The 20,666-nt window shown below is 65.1% G+C and carries 13 protein-coding genes, 1 pseudogene and 1 riboswitch; of the genes and pseudogenes, 7 read left to right on the forward strand and 7 right to left on the reverse strand.

Annotation, left to right across the window (positions count from 1 at the left end; all coding sequences use genetic code 11):
* Positions 1-306: 306 nt before the first annotated feature.
* Positions 307-1,350: a zinc-dependent alcohol dehydrogenase family protein gene (locus BBIA_RS01880; protein WP_033492890.1), complete on the reverse strand. Its 1,044-nt coding sequence runs from the start codon at positions 1,348-1,350 to the stop codon at positions 307-309.
* Positions 1,351-1,633: 283 nt separating this feature from the next.
* On the opposite strand from BBIA_RS01880, the gene BBIA_RS01885 reads away from it, so the two are divergent.
* Positions 1,634-3,214, forward strand: a complete 1,581-nt coding sequence (locus tag BBIA_RS01885) for a beta strand repeat-containing protein (RefSeq protein WP_051923651.1) — start codon at positions 1,634-1,636, stop codon at positions 3,212-3,214.
* Positions 3,215-3,360: 146 nt separating this feature from the next.
* A complete protein-coding gene (locus BBIA_RS13160) occupies positions 3,361-4,188 on the forward strand; it encodes a hypothetical protein (protein WP_051923652.1) in 828 nt (275 codons plus the stop codon).
* 325 nt (positions 4,189-4,513) lie between these two features.
* Here BBIA_RS13160 and BBIA_RS01895 read toward each other — a convergent pair whose 3' ends face one another.
* Both BBIA_RS01895 and BBIA_RS01900 read right to left on the reverse strand, forming a co-directional pair.
* The gene (locus BBIA_RS01895; protein ID WP_274518573.1) at positions 4,514-4,975 is read right to left on the reverse strand and encodes a MerR family transcriptional regulator; all 462 of its coding nucleotides are present in this window, start codon (positions 4,973-4,975) and stop codon (positions 4,514-4,516) included.
* A 99-nt stretch (positions 4,976-5,074) separates the two neighbouring features.
* A complete protein-coding gene (locus tag BBIA_RS01900) occupies positions 5,075-7,378 on the reverse strand; it encodes an elongation factor G (protein WP_033493048.1) in 2,304 nt (767 codons plus the stop codon).
* A gap of 352 nt (positions 7,379-7,730) precedes the next feature.
* On the opposite strand from BBIA_RS01900, the gene ilvD reads away from it, so the two are divergent.
* The 5 genes from ilvD (at position 7,731) to ribH (ending at position 13,705) form a co-directional block, all read left to right on the forward strand.
* A complete protein-coding gene (ilvD, locus tag BBIA_RS01905) occupies positions 7,731-9,593 on the forward strand; it encodes a dihydroxy-acid dehydratase (RefSeq protein ID WP_033492892.1) in 1,863 nt (620 codons plus the stop codon).
* Positions 9,594-9,818: 225 nt separating this feature from the next.
* Positions 9,819-9,960: riboswitch (FMN riboswitch) on the forward strand.
* Positions 9,961-10,073: 113 nt separating this feature from the next.
* The gene (gene ribD, locus BBIA_RS01910) at positions 10,074-11,189 is read left to right on the forward strand and encodes a bifunctional diaminohydroxyphosphoribosylaminopyrimidine deaminase/5-amino-6-(5-phosphoribosylamino)uracil reductase RibD (protein ID WP_033492894.1); all 1,116 of its coding nucleotides are present in this window, start codon (positions 10,074-10,076) and stop codon (positions 11,187-11,189) included.
* Positions 11,170-11,847, forward strand: coding sequence for a riboflavin synthase (locus BBIA_RS01915; protein ID WP_033492896.1), 678 nt, complete (start codon positions 11,170-11,172; stop codon positions 11,845-11,847). The genes ribD and BBIA_RS01915 overlap by 20 nt, the downstream gene beginning before the upstream one ends.
* A gap of 74 nt (positions 11,848-11,921) precedes the next feature.
* Entirely contained in the window at positions 11,922-13,214 is a 1,293-nt protein-coding gene (ribB, locus tag BBIA_RS01920; RefSeq protein WP_081891841.1) for a 3,4-dihydroxy-2-butanone-4-phosphate synthase, read from the forward strand.
* A 2-nt stretch (positions 13,215-13,216) separates the two neighbouring features.
* Positions 13,217-13,705, forward strand: a complete 489-nt coding sequence (gene ribH, locus BBIA_RS01925) for a 6,7-dimethyl-8-ribityllumazine synthase (protein WP_033492899.1) — start codon at positions 13,217-13,219, stop codon at positions 13,703-13,705.
* Between the two features lie 387 nt (positions 13,706-14,092).
* On the opposite strand, the gene gmk is transcribed toward ribH, so the two are convergent.
* From gmk to carA, 4 genes and pseudogenes are all read right to left on the reverse strand, one after another.
* Positions 14,093-14,692: a guanylate kinase gene (gmk, locus tag BBIA_RS13650; RefSeq protein ID WP_081891862.1), complete on the reverse strand. Its 600-nt coding sequence runs from the start codon at positions 14,690-14,692 to the stop codon at positions 14,093-14,095.
* Positions 14,693-15,061: 369 nt separating this feature from the next.
* Positions 15,062-15,979: pseudogene (gene pyrF, locus BBIA_RS01930) on the reverse strand (orotidine-5'-phosphate decarboxylase); the annotation flags it as partial.
* Complete coding sequence (carB, locus tag BBIA_RS01935) at positions 15,976-19,362, reverse strand: carbamoyl-phosphate synthase large subunit (protein WP_033492901.1); 3,387 nt, start codon at positions 19,360-19,362, stop codon at positions 15,976-15,978. The gene carB and the pseudogene pyrF, both read right to left, overlap by 4 nt.
* Positions 19,355-20,584: a glutamine-hydrolyzing carbamoyl-phosphate synthase small subunit gene (gene carA, locus BBIA_RS01940; protein ID WP_033492902.1), complete on the reverse strand. Its 1,230-nt coding sequence runs from the start codon at positions 20,582-20,584 to the stop codon at positions 19,355-19,357. Before carA ends, carB begins: the two co-directional genes overlap by 8 nt.
* Between the last annotated feature and the right edge of the window lie 82 nt (positions 20,585-20,666).

Raw genomic sequence — 20,666 nt, forward strand, 5'->3', positions numbered from 1 at the left:
AGGAAACGACTTTCCCGCTACCCGTTTTCAAGCTCTTCGTATTTTGGTGTGTATGGCGCGCATGCCTGTTGTATTGGAATCGCGCTGCGCGCGATGCTGTGTTGTTGGCGGCGCGTGGCGCCGCGACGCTCCCCCACCCGGCTTCGCCGGGAGCCCCCTCAGCCGAGGGGGCCGAGAGCTACCGCCAGCACTGGGGAGCGTTGCAACCATTTGGGTACGGCAGATGGCTGCCGCCGGAAACACTGGATTGCGCGTCGCGCAATGTCGTTTTCATGCCTCTCAGCCAACAACGCGAATGGACCGCGGTCAGAAGCGGATGAGGGACTTGATGACCTTGCGGGCGTCCATATCCTCGTAGGCTTCCTGAATGTGGTCGAGATCGTATTCGCCGGTAAACACGCGGCCGGGGTTGATCTCGTGGTTCAGCACCGCGTCGAGCAGGCCGGCGTGCAGATCGTAGTGACGCACCGGGGCCGGGCCGCCCTTGACGCCGATGTTGCGGCCGAACGTGCCCTCGGCGCTGATTTCGGCATAGTGCGGCAGGCCGACGCGGCCGATCACGCCGCCGGCGCGCACGAGTCCCATCGCCGTGTCGAACGACTGCTTGGATCCGACACATTCGAGCACGGCGTCCGCGCCATAGCCGTCGGTCATGGCCAGCACCTTGTCGATCGCGGCCTGATCGCGTTCGGCCACAATGTCGGTCGCGCCGAACTCGCGGGCGACGGCCGCGCGGTCCTCGTGGCGGCTCATCGCGATGATCTGCGTCGCGCCGCGCATCTTCGCGGACAGCACGCCGCACAGGCCAACCGCGCCGTCGCCCATCACCACCGCCGTGTCGCCCGGCTTGACTTCCGCGGACGCGGCCGCGTGGTAGCCGGTCGACATCACGTCGGAGATCGTCAGCAGCGAGGCGAGCGTCGCATCGTCGTAATCCTCCGGCTTGCCGGGAATCTTCACGATCGTGCCGTCGGTCTGCGGCACACGCACGTATTCGGCCTGATTCGAACCGAAGTAGCCGCCGTGCGGGCAGGACGACTCGAAACCGGCCTTGCACACCGGGCACACGCCGCAACTGTATGGGAATGGCAGAATCACGAAATCGCCCGGCTTGACGGACGTGACGGCCGAACCGACCTCCTCGACCACGCCGATGCCCTCGTGACCGATCTGCGCGTGGCGCTCATGCGGGGAAAGCCCCCGGAAATACCACAGGTCGGACCCGCACACGCATGTGCGCACCATGCGCACCACGGCGTCCGTATCGGCCTCAAGGCGAGCCTTCGGCACTTCCTCGACGGCCATGCGGCCCGGTTCCACGAAAATCGCGGCCTTCATCGTTTCACTCATGTCATGCTCCTTGCATTGCGTATTCCGCGTGTATCCTGCATCTTGCCGGAATCGCGACGGCGCGTTCCGCATCAATTCCAGCGACGGCATCAACGTTAGGAACTTCGAGCGCTCGAAGTACAACCGGCGACACGCCGACGCGCCTCATCGCTTTCAGGAAGCGCCCAGAAAACCTCCAGCGAGTTGTTCCAAGGCTTGGAGGCGATGTTTCGCGACATTGCAGGGGTCCTTTCGGAAACGGCCGTTCAATAGGAGTCATCCAAACAAGCGAAAGGATGACACCATGAACAGGAACAAGCGCACTGCCGCAGTCGCCCCGGTGATCGTCACCCGCAAGCTCGTCGCCCTAGCCGCAGCCGTCGCGCTCGGCTCCGGACTTGTGGCGGGAGCCGGCGCCGCGGCGATCGTCAACCACAACTCCTCCTCCAGCCAGTCCCAGACCGGCATGGGCACCCCGCCCGGTGGCATGGGCGGCGCGAACACCATGAGCTACGACTACACCGGCTCCTATTCCGCCGCGCTCACCGCCGACGGCAAGGAGGTCACCTCCTCCGACGACACGACGGCCACCAAATCCGACCAGAACGCGGCCCTCGCCCAGAACGGCGGCACGCTCACCATCGAGAACGCCACGCTCACCAAATCCGGCGATTCCGACAACGCCGATAACAACAACTTCTACGGCACCAACTCGATCTCGCTGACCGTCGGCGACGGATCGAAAACCGTCATCTCCGGCAGCAAACTCACCGCGTCGAGCTCCGGCTCGAACGGCGTGTTCGCCACCGACTCGGGTACCGCGCTCGTCTACAACACGACGATCAGCACCACGTCCGACAATTCGCGGGCGCTCGACGCGACCTACTCCGGCACGATTCTGGCCGGCAAGGTCACGGCCAGCACCAAAGGCGACCACAGCGCGACCGCGGCGACCGACCGCGGCGGCGGCAGCGTATCCGTCACCGATTCGACGCTTTCGACAGCCGGTTCCGGCTCGCCGCTGCTGTACTCGACCGGCGACGTGCAAGTCAACAACGTGACCGGCACCGCGTCCGGCAGCCAGATCGCCGGCATGGAGGGCTACAACACGATCCTCATCAGCAACTCCACGCTGGAAAGCACGAACACCGGCAAAACCGGTTCCGACCCGATCGCCAACGGCGTGATCATCTACCAGTCCACGTCCGGCGACGCGGAAAGCTCCACCGGCGAGCACGCGACGTTCCAAGCGAAGGACTCCACGCTCAAGTCCGCGATCACGTCCGGCTCGATGTTCTATTTCACGAACACGACCGCCGACGTGGTGCTGAACAACACGACACTCGACTTCGATACGAGCAAGGCGACGCTCATCAACGCGTCCGGCAACGACTCCAACAACTGGGGTTCGGCGGGTTCGAACGGCGCGACGGTCACGTTCACCGGGCGTGACCAGACGCTTGAGGGCGATGTGACGGCGGACACGATCTCGTCGGTCGACCTGTATCTGCTGGAAGGCTCGACGTGGACCGGCGCAGCGTCGATCACTGAAAACTCGTCCGCCACGAACGGCAAGACCAGCGACGCGCCGATCACCGTGAACGTCGACGGCACGTCGACGTGGGTCGTGACGAAGGACACGACGATCTCCGCGCTGAACGTCGCGTCCGGCGGCAAGATCGTCGACGAGAACGGCGATACGGTGACGATCGTCGCGAACGGCAAGACCGTGGTCTCCGGCGACAGCGATATCACCGTGACCGTGACCGATTCGTATTCCACGACCGTCGACGCGGGGTCCGATACGGAACTCGCGGACGAGACGATCGATCGCTCCGACTTCGACAGCCAGTTCGGCACCAGCACCAGTTGGTCAATGAGCTGACAGCCCTCCTTTCTTTCCCTCTCGCACACAGCGCGCCGGTCCGGTCCGAAACGTCCCGAATCCGGACCGGACCGGCGCCCCACCACCAAAATCCTTGAACAATATCCGGTCCTGGAAACCGACTCTTTTCCCGAAAGGAACCCATTATGAGCAACAACACCATCAACCCGAACGCCATCAACGGCGACGCCACCGAGCAGACCACGGCCGACACTGACCGCACCGTGCCACTGGAGGCAAACTACGCCGACGCCTCGAACGACACGCAGTCGTCGTACCGCACGTATCACAACGAAGCTCCGACCATGTCCGGCTTCTCGACGGCCGGCACCTCGGATGCGGCGAATGCCGCCGCATCCGGCAATGATGCCGAAACGCGGCAGACCACGACCGCCGCTCCGACCGAGGGCCAGCAGTATGCTGCGCAGGGTTATCCGCAGCAGCCGTACGGCCAGTATCCGCCGCAGTACGGGCAGCAGTACGGCCAGAGCACCCAGGGTGCCTGGCAGCAGCAGCCGATGTGGGCCACGCAGAACGCCGCGAGCAACGGCGTGCCGGGGGTACCGGGTGTGACCGGCGTCGCCGGAGCGGCGGGCGCTCCGCAGGGCAAGAAGGCGCTGGCGAAGGCGTGGGGCATCGTCGCGGCGGTGTCGCTGGTGTGCGGCCTAATCGGCGGCGGCATCGGCGCGTTCGCCGTCACGGCGCTCACCGATAATGGCGGCTCCAACAGCCAGCAGATGAACATGCAGATGCCCGGCGGCGGCATGGGCGGTCAGTCCGGTAATGGCCAGTCGGGCAACGGCCAGTCCGGCAACGGCATGGGCGGCGGCATCCCCGGCAGCACGAACGGTCAGTCCGGTTCGTCCGACGGCCAGTCGTCCGACAGCCAGTCCAACTCCTCCGACAGCGGCAGCTCCAGCAATGATTCGAGCAGCTACTACGGCTCCTCCAGCGACGATCTGATCGAATCCTGATCCGAGCCGTTACAGTCCGATCGCATCAGCAGGCCGTAGCCCGACAGCATTTCCCCGGCTGTTGGACTACGGCCTTTTCAATCTCCATAGCGACCGAGGCCAACGACCACAGCCAACGGTGGCACTCCCCTCTCTCAGTGAGGCGAAGTCCTGCCTCGCGAAACATGATTCCGACCAGTACTTTGTCGGAATTGATGCGATGAGTTCTGACTACCCCTCAGTCACTGCGTGACAGCTCCCCTGACAAGGGGAGCCAAGAATAAAGAATGCGGCAGTATAAATTCGACAAAGTACCAGTAAGCCACCACAGGATGTGAAGGCGTCGTCAGTCGGTGAAGATCTTGTCGCCGTAGTCCTTCCAGTCGGGGCGCGGCGTGCCGTCACGCAGGCTGTCACGGATGTCGCCGTAGAAGTGCAGCTTACGCAGCACGTGATGATAGGCTTCCTCGAGCGCGCGACGCTGCTCTTCGATGGCGGCGCGGCGCTCGGTGAGCAGTTCGACCATGTCGTCGATGTGTTCATCCTCGTTCGCCTCATACATGAAGAAACGTTTGATCTCATCGATCGTCATGCCGGCGTCCTTGAAGCAGCAGATCGATCCGAGCCGCCACACATGCCACTGACGGTAGACTCGCTGGCCGCTGGCCGTGCGTTCCACTCCGGGCAGCAACCCTACCTCCTCGTAATAGCGCAGAGCGGACGGCTCCATATGGAACCGTTTGGCCATGTCGCGGATCGTATACCGGCGTTCGCTGTCATCCGCGCAGCATTCGCCCGTCTCGTCCACCGCATTTTCCTGTATTTCCACAGACTCTGCAGGTTTTCCGGACTGCTCCGCAGCTCGCGTCGCACGCACGTTCTGATGCTCCGTATCCTTCACCATCGGTCAGTCCTCTCCCCGCTCTCCGTTCCAATCGGTTGCATAGTCGAGATGTTTGAAATCAGGCACCTTGTACCATTTGACCGGATATCCGGCCCCGTGCGCGCAGAACACCGAATCCGGCGTGTTCTCCAAGTCGGACTCGGGGTCGTAAGCGGCGTCGGCGATCACGTCGTCCGCGTTATGGCAGGGCCGGTAGCCGCCGAACGTGCAGGAAAGCCGGCCGAGACCGTGCGTGTAGGCGTTCACGTCCATCGCATAGTCGCGCATTTCGGACACCGGGCAGTCGCCTTCGAGCACCGCGTAGTCGCCGTCGGTTGTGACCGGGTCGAACGTGCCAGCCATGCGCTGCACGTCGGACATGGCCCGGCCGATCATGTCCTGCGGAATCTCAAGCCGGAACCGGTACCACGGTTCGAGCAGGCGGCACCAGCCGGGATCGACCGGCTGCCGATCGTCCGCGCCGTCGGCATTGTCGGCGCTCTTGTTGGCGACGTCACCGGCATGCCTGCCGCCCACACCGGCCGCGTTGCGCGCATCGGACGTGCCGTTCTTGCCGCCGACCCCGGCCGCATCACGATCGTCAGCGCCGCCGGAGCGCGCTTCGACTGTATCGCCGATCTCGGCATCCCGCCCGTATCCGGACACGTCGCCTTCCGCACGCGCCATCATCAGTCCTTCGCGCACGGCCCGATACGTGGCCTGACGGAAATCACCGCCCTCCGTATGCTTCTCGTGAGCGCGGCCGGCCACGAGCGTGAGCCGCATGTCGGTGATCGGCGAGCCAGTGAGCACGCCCAGATGCTCCTTTTCCTTGAGATGCGTGAGGATGAGCCGCTGCCAGTTGCGCGCGAGCACGTTCTCGCTCACCGCGCTCGCAAAGCTCAGTCCGCTGCCCGGCGCGGCCGGTTCGAGCAGGATGTGCGCCTCGGCGTAGTGGCGCAATGGCTCGAAATGGCCAACGCCCTCGACCGGATGCGTGATGGTTTCGCGGTACAGGATGCCGCCCGGACCGAAGCCGATGTCGAGCCCGAACCGGTCGTGCATGATCTGTTCGACGATTTCGAGCTGCACCGCGCCCATGAGCTGCACGTGGATTTCCTGCAACCGCGGCACCCACACAACGCGCAGCAGCGGATCCTCGTCGTCGAGTTCGCGCAGCGCGACCAGGCACTTGTGCACGTCGTTGCCGCGCGGCTCGAGCGTATAGGTGAGCACCGGCTGCAGGCTCGGACTGCCCGCATCCAGCTCAAAGCCGAGCCCTTCGCCGGGAAACGTGCGCGTGAGGCCGGTGACCGCGCACACCGCGCCGGCGGGCACGCGTTCAACGGTGGCGAATTTGGCGCCGGAGTAGACGCGCACCTGGTCGGCTTTTTCGTTCCACAGCTCGTCCGCGGATTCGATAACCGCGGCAGCACTTGCAACAGCGCCTGCCACGGTGTTCGCCGCATCGTTCGGAGCGGCAGTCCCAGCCTCGCCGGCTTCCGCCGCGGCTCCTGCAGCCGTCCGGGCGTTCGTGAGCATCATTTTCGCGCGCAGTTCGCTGCCTGTCACCTTCAGCCATGTCAGCCGGTTGCCCTGCGCGTCGTGCGAAATTTTGTAGATGCGAGCACCGAATGCGTCACCGTATCGCGGCTCGCGTACGTACCGCTCGAATCCTGCCAGGAATTCGTCGATCCCGTCCATGCGCAGCGCGGACCCCCAGAAGCAGGGGAACAGCTTGCGTTCGGCAATCATCCTGCGCATGTCATCGTCAGACACGCGACCGTTCGCGAGAAACGCGTCGGTCGCCGCCTCGTCCTGCATCGCTACGTCTTCCGACTCTTCCGGCGCGACGTCGCTCTGAAAATCGACGCAGCCGTCGCCGAACCGTCGCCTTAGCTGCGCGAGCAGGGATGCCCGGTCCGCGCCGGGCGCGTCCATTTTGTTGACGAAGATGAACGTCGGCACCCGGTAGCGCGCGAGCAGACGCCACAGCGTGGCCGTGTGTCCCTGCACGCCGTCCGCGCCGGAAATGACGAGGATCGCGTAGTCGAGCACGCTCAGCGTGCGCTCGGTTTCGGCCGCGAAGTCGACGTGGCCGGGAGTATCGAGCAGTGTGAGTTCAAGGTCGCCGGTTTCTATGACGGCCGGTTCGGCGAAGATCGTGATGCCGCGGGCGCGTTCCATCGCGTCGGTGTCGAGAAACGCGTCGCCGTGGTCGACGCGGCCGAGCTTGCGGATCGTGCCGGTGTTGTACAGCAGCGCCTCGGACAGCGTGGTCTTGCCCGCGTCCACGTGCGCGAGAATGCCTGCGACGATGCGTTTCATGCGATGATCCAGCTCCTTCCGCTTGTATGCGAGCGTCTGCCGCGCGTTCGCCGCGTGCCCCGGCCGCGCACGGCCGGCACGTCGCCACGGCCGGCACGATGCGCACCACACGCGGAACATATGTTTCACGCTACGTTTCACGATTGGATGACCGTGATGCGCAACCGCTGACATACCAGCATACCGTCCGCTTCGCCGGAGGCTGCACCGTGAGCGGGGAATGCCTCCGGAACGCGGATGCGCGAACGTGTGGAGCCGACAGAGAACAGCCCGCCGAACGTTAATAAATTGTGAATTCCACTATCCGAGTATTGACAACACCCGTGTCTCGATTAAGGGCTTGAATAGAGGCATGGCAGAAATGAGATCCGCGAAACTGATGAATGGGCGCGTATTCGCGGGCGCCCGAGCCCTCTACCGTGCCGCCGGTGTCGACGGCAAGGATTTCGGCAAACCGATTATCGCCATCGCCAACTCGTTCGACGAGTTCCTCCCCGGTCATGTGCACCTCAACAAGGTCGGCCGCATCGTCTCCGAAGCGATCAAGGAAGCCGGCGGCATTCCGCGCGAGTTCAACACGATGGCTGTGGACGACGGCATCGCGATGGGCCACACCGGCATGCTGTACTCGCTGCCCTCCCGTGACATCATCGCGGACACGGTCGAATATCAGGTGAACGCGCACTGCGCCGACGCGCTGATCTGCATCCCGAACTGCGACAAGGTCGTGCCGGGCATGCTCATGGCCGCGCTGCGCCTGAACATCCCGACGATCTTCGTCTCCGGCGGCCCGATGGAGGCCGGCACCACAGTGCTCGCCGACGGCACCGTCAAGAAGAACACCGATCTGATCTCCGTCATGTACGCGTCCGCCGACGACAACATCTCGGAGGAGGACCTGCTCAACTACGAGAAGACCGTGTGCCCGACCTGCGGTTCGTGCGCCGGCATGTTCACCGCGAACTCGATGAACTGCCTCACCGAGGCAATCGGCCTCGCCCTGCCGGGCAACGGCACGATCCTGGCCTCGCACGGCTTCCGCAAGGAGCTGTTCCGCAAGGCCGCGCGTGAGATCGTGCACATTGCGAACCGCTACTACAAGGAGGACGACGACTCCGTCCTGCCGCGTTCGATCGCGACCAAGCACGCGTTCGAGAACGCGATGACGATGGACGTCGCGATGGGCGGCTCCACGAACACCGTGCTGCACATCCTCGCCATGGCCCAGTCCGCCGACGTGGACTTCACGCTGGACGACATCGAGCGCATCTCACACACCGTGCCGTGCATCTGCAAGGCCAGCCCGTCCGGCAAGTGGGAGATTTCCGACGTGCACCGCGCAGGCGGCATCACCGGCATTCTCGGCGAGCTCGACCGTGCCGGCAAGCTGCACCGCGACGTGCATTCGGTCGACTATCCGTCGCTCGAGGCCAAGCTGGACGATTGGGACATCATGCGCCCGACCTGCACCGAAGAGGCCAAGACCATGTACCATGCGGCGCCGGGCCACATCATCTCCCCCGAACCGTGGACGCACGAGACGCTGTTCGACTCGCTCGACACCGACCGCGTGAACGGCGCCATCCACGACATCAACCACCCGGAGATCCACGAGGGCGGCTTGGCCGTGCTGCGCGGCAACCTCGCCCCCGACGGGTGCGTCGTCAAGACCGCCGGCGTGCCGGAGGAGATCTGGAAATTCCGCGGACCGGCGCTGGTCGTCGAGTCGCAGGAGCAGGCCATCGAGGTCATCCTCAACGACACACTCAAGCCGGGCATGGCGCTGGTGATCCGTTATGAGGGTCCGAAGGGCGGCCCGGGCATGCAGGAAATGCTGTACCCGACCTCGTTCGTCAAGGGCAAGGGCATCGGCAAGCAGGTCGCCATGCTCACCGACGGCCGCTACTCCGGCGGTTCCTCGGGTCTGGCCATCGGCCACATCGCGCCCGAGGCTGCGAACAAGGGCCCGATCGCGCTCATCAAGAACGGCGACATCATCAACATCGACATCGAGAACCGTTCGGTGAACGTGGAGCTGACCGACGAGCAGCTGGCCGAGCGCCGTGCCGAACTCGAGGCCGGCGACGGCTATGTGGCGCACCGCGACCGCAAGGTGTCGCAGGCGCTTAAGGCGTACGCCGCCTTTGCCCGCTCCGCCGACAAGGGCGCCACTCGCGACCCCGACCTGATCAACAAGCTGTCCGGCCTCGCCTGATGGTCTTCTGACCAGACATACGAGGGGGCGGAATCGCACATGCGGTTCCGCCCCCTCGTCGTATCTCACCACTGCTTATCAGAGCATCGGCATGCGCCAACGGTTCCGCGCAACGGCCATACGCATTCCCGATAGCCGGCTCATGCCAGCGCATATGTCCGCATATCGGACATGCCATGCGGCGTTGACTGGACGCCTCCGTATGCTGAGCCGCAATAACCGAACACGCATCTTCAGGGCAGGGTGAAATTCCCGATCGGCGGTACAGTCCGCGAGCAGCGCGCCTTGGCGCGATGTTGGAGCATACGCTCATGAACCGGTGAGACTCCGGTACCGACAGTTACAGTCTGGATGGAAGAAGTTGCAGCAGCACGACGCAGGCGGAAGCATATCCGAATGCCGTATATCCGCATGCGGTCGTGCCGCCACTGATCCCACGAACCCCTGGACATGCCCTCGTTGCCGAAGGAAAGGGGTTTCATGGGCGACAGGGAATTCATGTCCGTGGCATTGCGTCACGCACGGCTTGGGGCTGGCAAGGTCAATCCCAACCCGATGGTCGGCGCCGTCATCGTACGCGACGGCCGCATCATCGCCACGGGCCATCACGATCACCTCGGTGGATGGCACGCCGAACGCGCCGCACTCGAAGCGGCCGCCGCGGCCGGCGTCGACGTGCGCGGCGCCACCATCTACGTCACGCTCGAACCATGCTGTCACACCGGCAAGCAGCCGCCATGCTCGCAGGCTCTCATCGACGCCGGCATCGCACGCGTCGTCGTCGGCTCCCCCGACCCGAATCCGCTCGTCGCCGGCAAGGGCATCCGCCAGCTCGCCGACGCGGGCATCGCCGTGACCGAAGGCGTGCTGCGCAGCGAATGCGACGCGCTCAACGAGATCTTCCTGCATGCCATCGTGACGCATACGCCGTTCGTCATGCTCAAGTACGCGATGACGCTCGACGGCCATATCGCCACCGCATCCGGCCTGTCGCAGTGGATCACCGGCGAGGCGGCGAGGCGGCGCGTGCACGAGGACCGTGCGCGCTTCGCTTCGATCCTCGTCGGCGTGAACACCGTGCTCGCCGACGATCCGCAGCTCACCAGCCGCATCGAGCATGGGCACAACCCGCTGCGCGTGATCTGCGACACGCATCTGCGCACGCCGCTCGACGCGCAGGTCGTGGCGACCGCCGCGCGCACCCCCACGATCATCGCCACCGCCAGCGCGAATGACGCGCGCGCCCAGCAGTACCGCGACCGTGGCTGCGAAGTGCTGCGCGTCGCGACCGACGGCGACGGCCATGCCAGCATCGCAGCCGTCGCCGCAGCGCTCTATGCGCGCGGCATCGACAGCATCATGATCGAAGGCGGCAGCGGCATCGCATGGTCGGCGCTGGACGCGGGCATTGTCACGAAGGTCAGCGCCTACATCGCGCCCAAGCTGTTCGGCGGCGCCGGCGCGCCTGCGCCGATCGGCGGCCTCGGCGTCGCCTCGCCTGACGACTGCTTCCGCATCGCGCATCCGGCCGTCAGCGCCATCGGCGACGACATCCTCATCGAGGGAGGCGTGGACTATGTTCACCGGCATCGTTGAGGACCTCGGCACGGTGCTGGCCGTGGAGCGCGGCGCGGACTTCGCCCGGCTGACCGTCGATTCGCCCGTCGTCGTCACCGACCGCACCATGCTCGGCGACAGCATCGCCGTCAACGGCGTGTGCCTGACGGTCACCGGCCTGCATGGCACCGCATTCACGGCGGATGTGATGCACGAGACCCTGCGCCGTTCCAGCCTCGGCGCGCTCAGGCGCGGCAGCCACGTGAACGTGGAGCGCGCAATGCCGGCGGACGGCCGCTTCTCCGGGCATTTCGTCTCCGGGCACATCGACGGCACCGGCACCATCGCCTCGATCACGCGCGACGGCATCGCCACGGCGTACGCGATTCGAGCGCCGTACGCGCTGCTGCGCGCCATCGCCGAAAAGGGCTCGATCGCCGTCGAAGGCATTAGCCTGACGGTCACGTTCGCCAATGCAGATGCGTTCGGCGTCGCGGTCATTCCGCACACCGCAGCGCACACCGTCCTGCCCGAGCGCCGCGTGGGCGACATCGTGAACCTCGAAATCGATCCTCTGGCACGGTACGTGGCGCGGCTCATGGCGGTGCCAGCGCGCGCCGCCGACGCCAGCGCCGATGCCGCCAGTGCGCACGCCGATGGCATCACCGAGCAGTTCCTCGCCGCGCATGGATTCTGACGCGCGGCCGTCATCGTCCCGTCATCACCTTTCATTATCGTCAACCTGTCATTGCTATCTGCAAGGAGCCTGCCATGGCCATCACCGATTCCAACTCCTCTGTCACTGCCGCATCCTCCATCGATCCCGAAGCCGAACGCGCCGTTGCGCGCGCGATCCGCGACATCGCCGCCGGACGCACCGTCGTCGTCGCCGATGACGAAAGCCGCGAGAACGAAGGCGACCTGATCTGCGCCGCCCGCTACGCCACCACCGCCAACATCGCGTTCATGGCGACGCATGGCCGCGGCCTCATCTGCACGCCCATGAGCGCCGAACTGGCGGCACGTCTTGAGCTGCCGCCCATGTGCACGACGAATACCGACAACCATCAGACCGCGTTCACCGTGTCCATCGACCATGTGACCACGTCCACGGGCATCAGCGCGCGCGACCGGTCGCTGACGGCGCTGGCGTGCATCGACCCTGATACGCGTCCGCAGGACTTCCGCCGTCCCGGCCACATGTTCCCGCTGGTGGCGCGTCCCGGCGGCGTACTGGAGCGCAACGGGCACACCGAAGCGACCGTGGATCTGGCGCGTCTGGCCGGGCTGGAGCCGTGCGGACTGTGCTGCGAGATGATGAAGGAGGATGGTACGATGATGCGCCGCGACGACCTGCGCGCCTTCGCCAGCGAGCACGGTCTTGCGATCATCACGATCGCGCAGCTGCAGGCCTACCGTCGCGCCCACGAGTTCCCGCGCACGGTGCGCCGCGTCGCGCAGGTGCAGTTGCCGTCCGACTATAGCACGTTCACGATGGTCGGCTACGAGGCGGATGGCGCCGAGCATGTGGCGCTCGTCATGGGCGACGACGTGCTTGCCGCCATGGCCGGCGGCGACGCCGTGCGCGAGCCGGTGCTGTGCCGCGTGCATTCGCAGTGCCTGACCGGCGACGTGTTCGGCTCGCAGCGCTGCGACTGCGGGCCTCAGCTGCGTGAGGCGATGCGTCGCGTGGCCGAGCGCGGACGCGGCGTCATCCTGTACCTGAGCCAGGAGGGACGCGGCATCGGTCTGCTCAACAAGCTGCGCACGTATGAGCTGCAGGACCAGGGCTTCGACACGCTCGACGCGAACATGAAGCTCGGCTTTCCCGCCGACGCGCGCGAATACGAGACGGCGGCGGTGATGCTGCGGAATCTGGGCATCGCGTCGATCGATCTCATGACCAACAACCCCGACAAGATCGGCCAGCTTGAGCGCGCCGGCATTGTCATCGACCGTCGTGTGCCACTGGTCATTGCGCCCACCGACTACGACGCGAAGTATCTGTCCACCAAGGAACATCGAATGGGGCATCTGCTGGGTGCTCTGGCAAAGGAGAACTGATCATGACGGTATTCGAAGGACAGCTGGTCGCCAACGCCGCGAACGGCGAGGCGGCGCCGATCCGCATCGGCATCGTGGCGGCGCGGTTCAACGAGTTCATCACGTCGAAGCTGCTGTTGGGCGCGCTGGACGGTCTGAAGCGGCATGGCGTTGCCGAATCGGATGTCGATGTGGCGTGGGTGCCGGGATCGTTCGAGATTCCGATCGCCGCGAAGCGCATGGTGTCGACGGGCCGCTACGATGCGGTGATCTGCCTTGGCGCGATCATACGCGGCAGCACGTCGCATTACGATCTGGTGTGCAACGAAACGGCGAAGGGCATTGCGCAGGTGTCGCTGAGCACGGATGTGCCGGTGCTGTTCGGCGTGATCACGACCGAGAACATCGAGCAGGCGATCGAACGCGCTGGCACAAAGGCCGGCAACAAGGGCTTCGACTGCGCGCTGGGCGCCATTGAAATGGTGAACGTGCTGCGCGCCATCGACGCCTGATCCGTCCCTCCAGGCATCGCGGAATAACGCGTGCGACCTTGCGGCCGCTTACTTCGCCTACGGGAAGCCCACTGGACTTCCCGCTTAACGGCTCAGCGCAGAGGGCGCTCCGTTATCCCCTACAACGCTGCCTTCGCCCGCTCCGCCGACAAGGTCGCTACGCGAGATCCCGAGCTCATCAACAAGCTCTCGGGACTCGCGTAGCCGTCGCGGCAAGCCGCTCCCCTCACCTACGGACAGTCCACTGGACTGTCCGTTTAACGGTTCGGCCCGTGACCCGGAGCTGATCAACAAGCTCTCCGGTCTCGCCTGATAGGCATTTTCGCCCGATATTGAAAACCCTCCCGATCGGTCGGGAGGGTTTTTCATATCAGAGCTGCTTCATCATTATCGTTCGCTGATACCGTATTCTTTGGCGATGAGGGCCCACAGCTCCTCTGCGGCCTTGTCGACGTTGTCGTTGACGATGGTCACGTCAAATTCGCTTTCGGCGGCGAGTTCGACCTTGGCGGTTTCGAGGCGGCGCTTGCGCTGGGCTTCGGTTTCGGTGCCGCGGCCGACGAGGCGGCGGACGAGTTCGTCGAAGCTCGGCGGCGCGATGAAGACGGACAGGACTTCGAGGCCGAGGTCCTTGGCGGTTTCCTTGACGCGGCGGGCGCCTTGCAGGTCGATTTCGAGAATCGTGGGCGTGCCGGCGGCAAGATGCTCCTCGACCGGCTTGAGCGGGGTGCCGTAGTGGGCCATGCCGTGCACGACGGCGGTTTCGAGGAACTCCCCCGCCGCTTCCTTGGCGATGAATTCGTCCTCGCTCATGAACCAGTAGTTGATGCCGTCGATTTCGCCCGGACGCGGGTCACGCGTGGTGGCGGAAACGGACACCCATACTTCGGGGTGCTTCTTGCGCAACGCGTTTTCCACGGTGCCTTTGCCGACTCCGGCGGGACCGGTGAGCACCAGCAGACGGCCGCCGTGCATGGCCCGCTTCATCTGCCGTTCACGCACGTCCTGCGCGCTTTCATCGGACACGGCGACGGACGCATTCGCTGCCGCCGACGCGTCGACGGTGAAGGCAGCGGACTTGCCGGCTCCGGCCGCGGACGCACCGTCGGCACGGTCCGCGGTTGCCGTCGTATCGGCATCATCGTGTGCGGGTTCGGCGGGCGTCGCATCATGTCCGGCCGCAACAGAAGCATCAGCCGACTCGCTATGCGCCGGAGCAACGGGCTGAGTGGCTGCGGCAGTCGGCGCATCGGCACTCGCTGCGGACGTGTCGGCATCACCGGACGTGCGGGAAGCGGCGCCCATGTCCACGACGGTCGGCGCGTGCGGATCGGCCGCCCGGTCGTCCGTGGCCTTGGTCGCTTCGAGCAGCGCCTGACGCACGTCGAGCGAAATCGCCTCGGTGGCCTGCGACAGCGCGGCGATGTCCGGTCCGTGCGAGGCGATGAAACGAGACACGGTGACGAGCACGTTGCCACGCGTGCCCTTGAACACGGTGCGCAGGTCCTTGGCCTCGGCGCCCTGCCAGCCGTAGCCGGGAGACAGGATCGGGCCGGTGAACTGCGCGGGGTCGACGCCGCTGTCGTTGATCCACTGGCCGATGGTCGCGCCGATGATCAGGCCGACGGATCCCATGCCGGTGATGCCTTCGTTGAACTTCTGCACGGTGCTGGCCACGCCGTACGCCACGGTTTTGCCCTTGTAGTCGCCGTTTTGGCGGATGGCGGTCTGCAGGCTCGCGCCTTCCTCATTCGAGGTGAGGGAGGCGACGAACACGCCGCGGCCGTTGTTGAGTGCATCGTTGATCACGCCGCCGAGCGAACGCGCGCCATAGTACGGCAGCAGCGTGATCGCGTCGGCGAGCAACGGGGCGCCCGGCTTGAAGTAGGCGCCCGGCTTGAAGTAGGCGTCCGAAATCGCGGAGATCGTCGTGGACAGACCGCCGTGCAGGCAGTCGACAATGGTGATGATGCCCATTTGGCGCGCCGCGTACAGGACGCGCTCGAGCGCGGCAAAGCCCTTCGACCCGTAGCGCTCGAACATCGAGGACTGGAATTTGACGGCGGCGGCGCGGCCGGACGCGGCCTGCAGCATGCGCATGGCATACAGCTCCGCGCCCTCCGCATCGACGTTGTAGCCCCAGTCAGTGAGGAGCTTGCGATGCGGGTCGATTCCTACGCACAACGGGCCGTACTTGGCCATTGAATTGCTCAGGCGCAGACCGAAGTCCGAGCGCTGAGCTTGCTGCTCTCCACTGCTGAGGCTGTTGATCATGAGTTATCCCGGCTTTCCATTTCGAACAACTGCTGCGAATGTTCCTGAATGCTCATGATCTGATAGTCGTTCTTCTTGACGGCTTCAATGGCCATGAGCACAGCTGAAAACTCGGTCATCGTCGTGAACTGCGGAATGTCGGCCGCGATCGCGGCGGCACGGATCGAATATCCGTCGGAACGCGAACCGCGGGAGTTCGGCGTGTTCAGGATCATGTCGATGTTGCCGTCCTCGATGAGTTCGACGACATTCTTGCCGATGCTGCCTTCCGCATGCTTGACGACGACCGGCGCGTCCGGATCGGTGTCCATGCGCGTGCTGATCTTGTCGACGATCTTCGATTCGATGCCGTAGCGGCGCAGCACGGAGGCGGTGCCTTCGGTGGCCCACAGCTTGAATCCGAGTTCGACAAGTCGCACGGCGAACATCGGCAGCTGGCGCTTGTCGGAGTCGTTGACCGAGATGAACACGTTGCCGCCGGTCGGCAGGCCGCCTTCATAGGCGGCGAGCTGGCTCTTGGCGAACGCGTGCGGGAAGTCGCGGTCGAAGCCCATGACTTCGCCGGTCGAACGCATCTCGGGTCCGAGCAGCACGTCGACGGTCTTGCCGACCGGCGTGCGGAAGCGCTTGAACGGAAGCACGGACTCCTTGACTGCCACCTGCTGGCCGCGGTGGATGACGCCGCCGTCGCCCTTGGGCAGCAGCAGGCCGTTGGCGCGCTGATCGGCGACGGTTTCGCCGGCCATGATGCGCGCGGCGGCCTTCGCCAGCGCCACGCCAGTGGCCTTGGATGCGAACGGCACGGTGCGGGAGGCGCGCGGGTTAGCTTCGATGACGTACAGGGTGTTCGCCATGAACGCGTACTGCACGTTGATCAGACCCTTGACGCCGCAGCCCTTGGCGATGGCGTACGTGCCCTCGCGCAGACGACGGATCTGGTCGTCGGACAGCGTGGACGGGGGCAGCGTGCAAGCCGCGTCGCCGGAGTGGACGCCGGCTTCCTCGACGTGCTCCATGATGCCGCCGATGTACAGTTCCTCGCCGTCGAACAGCGCGTCGACGTCGATTTCGATGGCGTCCTGCAGGAACTTGTCGATGAGCAGCGGGGAGGGCAGTCGGCCGGACACCACGGTGTCGGCCTTCGCCTCGTCGAGCGCGCGGTTGACGTACTTGACGAGCTGCGCGTCGTCGTACACGATCTCCATGCCGCGGCCGCCGAGCACGTAGCTCGGGCGCACCAGCACCGGGTAGCCGATGTTGTGCGCGGCCTCGCGGGCCTCCTCGAGGCTGAGGGCGGTGCCGTAGCGCGGCGCGTTCATGTGCGCCTTCTTGAGCACCTCGCCGAACAGCTCGCGGTTTTCAGCCAGGTCGATGGATTCCGGCGTGGTGCCGAGGATCGGCACGCCGGCGGCCTTGAGTCGCGCGGCGAGCGAGAGCGGCGTCTGGCCACCGAGCTGCACGATCACGCCCTTGACCGGGCCCATCTTCTTCTCGGCCTCGTAGATCTCGAGCACGTCCTCGAAGGTGAGCGGCTCGAAGTACAGGCGGTCAGACATGTCGTAGTCGGTCGACACGGTCTCCGGGTTGCAGTTGACCATGATCGTGTCATAGTCCTTGCCGAGCTCCTGCACCGCGTGCACGCAGGTGTAGTCGAACTCGATGCCCTGGCCGATGCGGTTCGGGCCGGAGCCGAGGATGATCACGGCTTCGCGCTCGCGCGGGCGCAGTTCGGACTCGTCGGCGTAGCAGCTGTAGTAGTACGGCGTGACCGCATCGAACTCGGCGGCGCAGGTGTCGACGGTCTTGTAGACCGGCTTGAGCCCGTACGTCCAGCGCAGCTCGCGGATCGTGTTCTCGCCTTCGTCGCCGAGGCGGCGCAGGTGCGCGATCTGCAGGTCGGACAGGCCGGCCTGCTTCGCCTTCTTGAGCAGCTTCTTGGTGAGCGTCTCGGCGGCGGCGATTTCGAGCGCGGTGTCGTTGATGAGCGCGAACTGGCGGATGAACCACGGGTCAATCTTGGTCGCATCGAAGATCTGCTGCTCGGTCGCGCCACCCCACAGGGCGCGCTGGATCTGCAGGTAGCGATGCTCAGTCGGCACCTTGATAGCCTCGAGCAATTCGGCGACCTCGTCGGCGGACGGCTTGGCACCGTCCCAGTTAAAGCCCATGTGGCGCTTGTCGATCGAGCGCATAGCCTTGCCGAGCGACTCCTGGAAGTTGCCGCCGAGAGCCATGGCCTCGCCAACGGACTTCATCGAGGTGGTCAGGGTCGGGTCGGCGCCCGGGAACTTCTCGAACGCGAAGCGCGGCACCTTGGTCACCACGTAGTCGATGGTCGGCTCGAAGGAGGCCGGCGTGGACTGCGTGATGTCGTTGCGGATCTCGTCGAGCGTGTAGCCAAGGGCCAGCTTGGTCGCGATCTTGGCGATCGGGAAGCCGGTCGCCTTGGACGCGAGGGCGGACGAACGGGAAACGCGCGGGTTCATTTCGATGACGATGATGCGGCCAGTGTCCGGGTGGATGGCGAACTGGATGTTGCAGCCGCCGGTGTCGACGCCAACGCCGCGGATGATCGCGATGCCGATGTCGCGCAGCTTCTGGTATTCGCGGTCGGTGAGCGTGAAGCACGGCGCGACGGTGATCGAATCGCCGGTGTGCACGCCGACCGGGTCGACGTTTTCGATCGGGCAGACGACCACGACGTTGTCGTTGCGGTCGCGCATGAGCTCAAGCTCGAATTCCTTCCAGCCTTCGATGCCCTCTTCGATCAGGACCTCATCGGTCGGCGAGTAGTGGATGCCGGCGCCGGCGATGCGGTGCAGCTCCTCCTCGTCGTGCGCGATGCCGGAGCCGAGGCCGCCCATGGTGAAGCTCGGACGCACGACCAGCGGGTAGCCGAGCTCGTCGGCGATGCGGTCGCATTCGACGAGCGTGTGCGCGATGCGCGAGCGGGCCGATTCGGCGCCGGCCTCCTCGACGACCTTCTTGAACAGTTCGCGGTCCTCGCCGCGGTCGATGGCCTCGAGCGAGGCGCCGATCAGCTCGACGTTGTACTTCTTGAGCACGCCGGCCTCGCCGAGCGCCATCGCGGCGTTCAGGGCCGTCTGACCGCCGAGGGTCGGCAGCAGCGCGTCGGGGCGCTCCTTGGCGATGATCTGCTCGAGGATCGGGGTTGCGATCGGCTCGATGTAGGTGGCGTCCGCCATCTCCGGGTCGGTCATGATGGTGGCCGGGTTGGAGTTGACCAGAATGACGCGAATGCCCTCCTCGCGCAGCACGCGGCATGCCTGGGTGCCGGAGTAGTCGAACTCGGCGGCCTGTCCGATCACGATCGGGCCAGAGCCGATGACCATGACCGACTTGATGTCCGTACGCTTAGGCATTGCGCTTCTCCTCCTTGGCAGTCTTCGTCGTCTTCATCAGGTCGACGAAACGGTCGAACAGATATGCGGCGTCATGCGGACCGGCCGCCGCCTCCGGGTGGTACTGGACGGAGAACGCGGGGATGTCCACGCACTGCAGGCCCTCGACCACGTCGTCGTTCAGATCGATGTGGGACACGAACACCTTGCCGTACTTGCCGTTCTCGTACGGGGCATCCACCATTTCGCCGATCGGCGCGTCCACGGCGAAACCGTGGTTGTGCGCGGTGACCTCGACCTTGCCGGTGGTCACGTCCTTGACCGGCTGGTTGATGCCGCGGTGGCCGAACTTGAGCTTGTACGTACCGAAGCCGAGCGCACGGCCGAGCAGCTGGTTGCCGAAGCAGATGCCGAAGAACGGGTAGCCGGCGTCGAGCACCTTGCGCAGCAGCTCGACTTCGGGACCGGCCTGCTCCGGGTCGCCCGGGCCGTTGGAGAAGAACACACCGTCCGGGTTGAGGTTTTCGATTTCTTCGAACGTGATGGTGGACGGCACGACGTGCACGCGGCAGCCGCGCTCGGCCATGCGGTGCGGCGTCATGGCCTTGATGCCGAGGTCGACGGCCGCGACGGTGAACAGCGGCTCCTTGCCTTCGAATTCGCCGCACGGTTCGATGGTGTAGGTTTCCTTGGTGCTGACCTCGTCGTAGAGGCTCAGGCCCTTCATCTGCGGCGTGGCCTTGACCTCGGCCAGCATGGACGCGACGGAGCGCAGCGTGCCAGTGCCCTCGTCGATCAGCGCGTCGCCGGAGAAGATGGCCGCGCGCATCACGCCGGCGGTGCGCAGGTGGCGCACCAACTTGCGCGTGTCGATATGGCACAGACCGACGATGCCTTCGCACTTGAGATCGTCGTCGAGCGAGCCCGTCGCACGCCAGTTGCTCACGGTCGGGCTGGGATCGCGCACGATGTAGCCGGCGACCCAGATACGCGAGGATTCGGGATCCTCCTGGTTGATTCCGGTGTCCCCGATGTGCGGGAACGTCTGCACCACGATCTGCCGATCGTAGCTCGGATCAGTCAGCGTCTCCTGGTAGCCGGTCATGCCGGTTGCGAACACGATCTCGCCGCTGGTCTTGCCGATGGCGCCGTAGGGGTCTCCCACATACACTTGCCCGTCCTCAAGAACGAGAACGGCTTCATCAGGGGAAAAACTCACGGCTTCGGAATCAATCTGGTTCACCAAAACCCCCTTAATTACTCGGGATATTCGTCACTCACGATAGCGGCCGGCGGGGACTGGGAACCCGAACGAAACCGCTGGA

It is taken from the genome of Bifidobacterium biavatii DSM 23969 (genome assembly GCF_000741165.1).
GTDB classification, from domain to species: domain Bacteria; phylum Actinomycetota; class Actinomycetes; order Actinomycetales; family Bifidobacteriaceae; genus Bifidobacterium; species Bifidobacterium biavatii.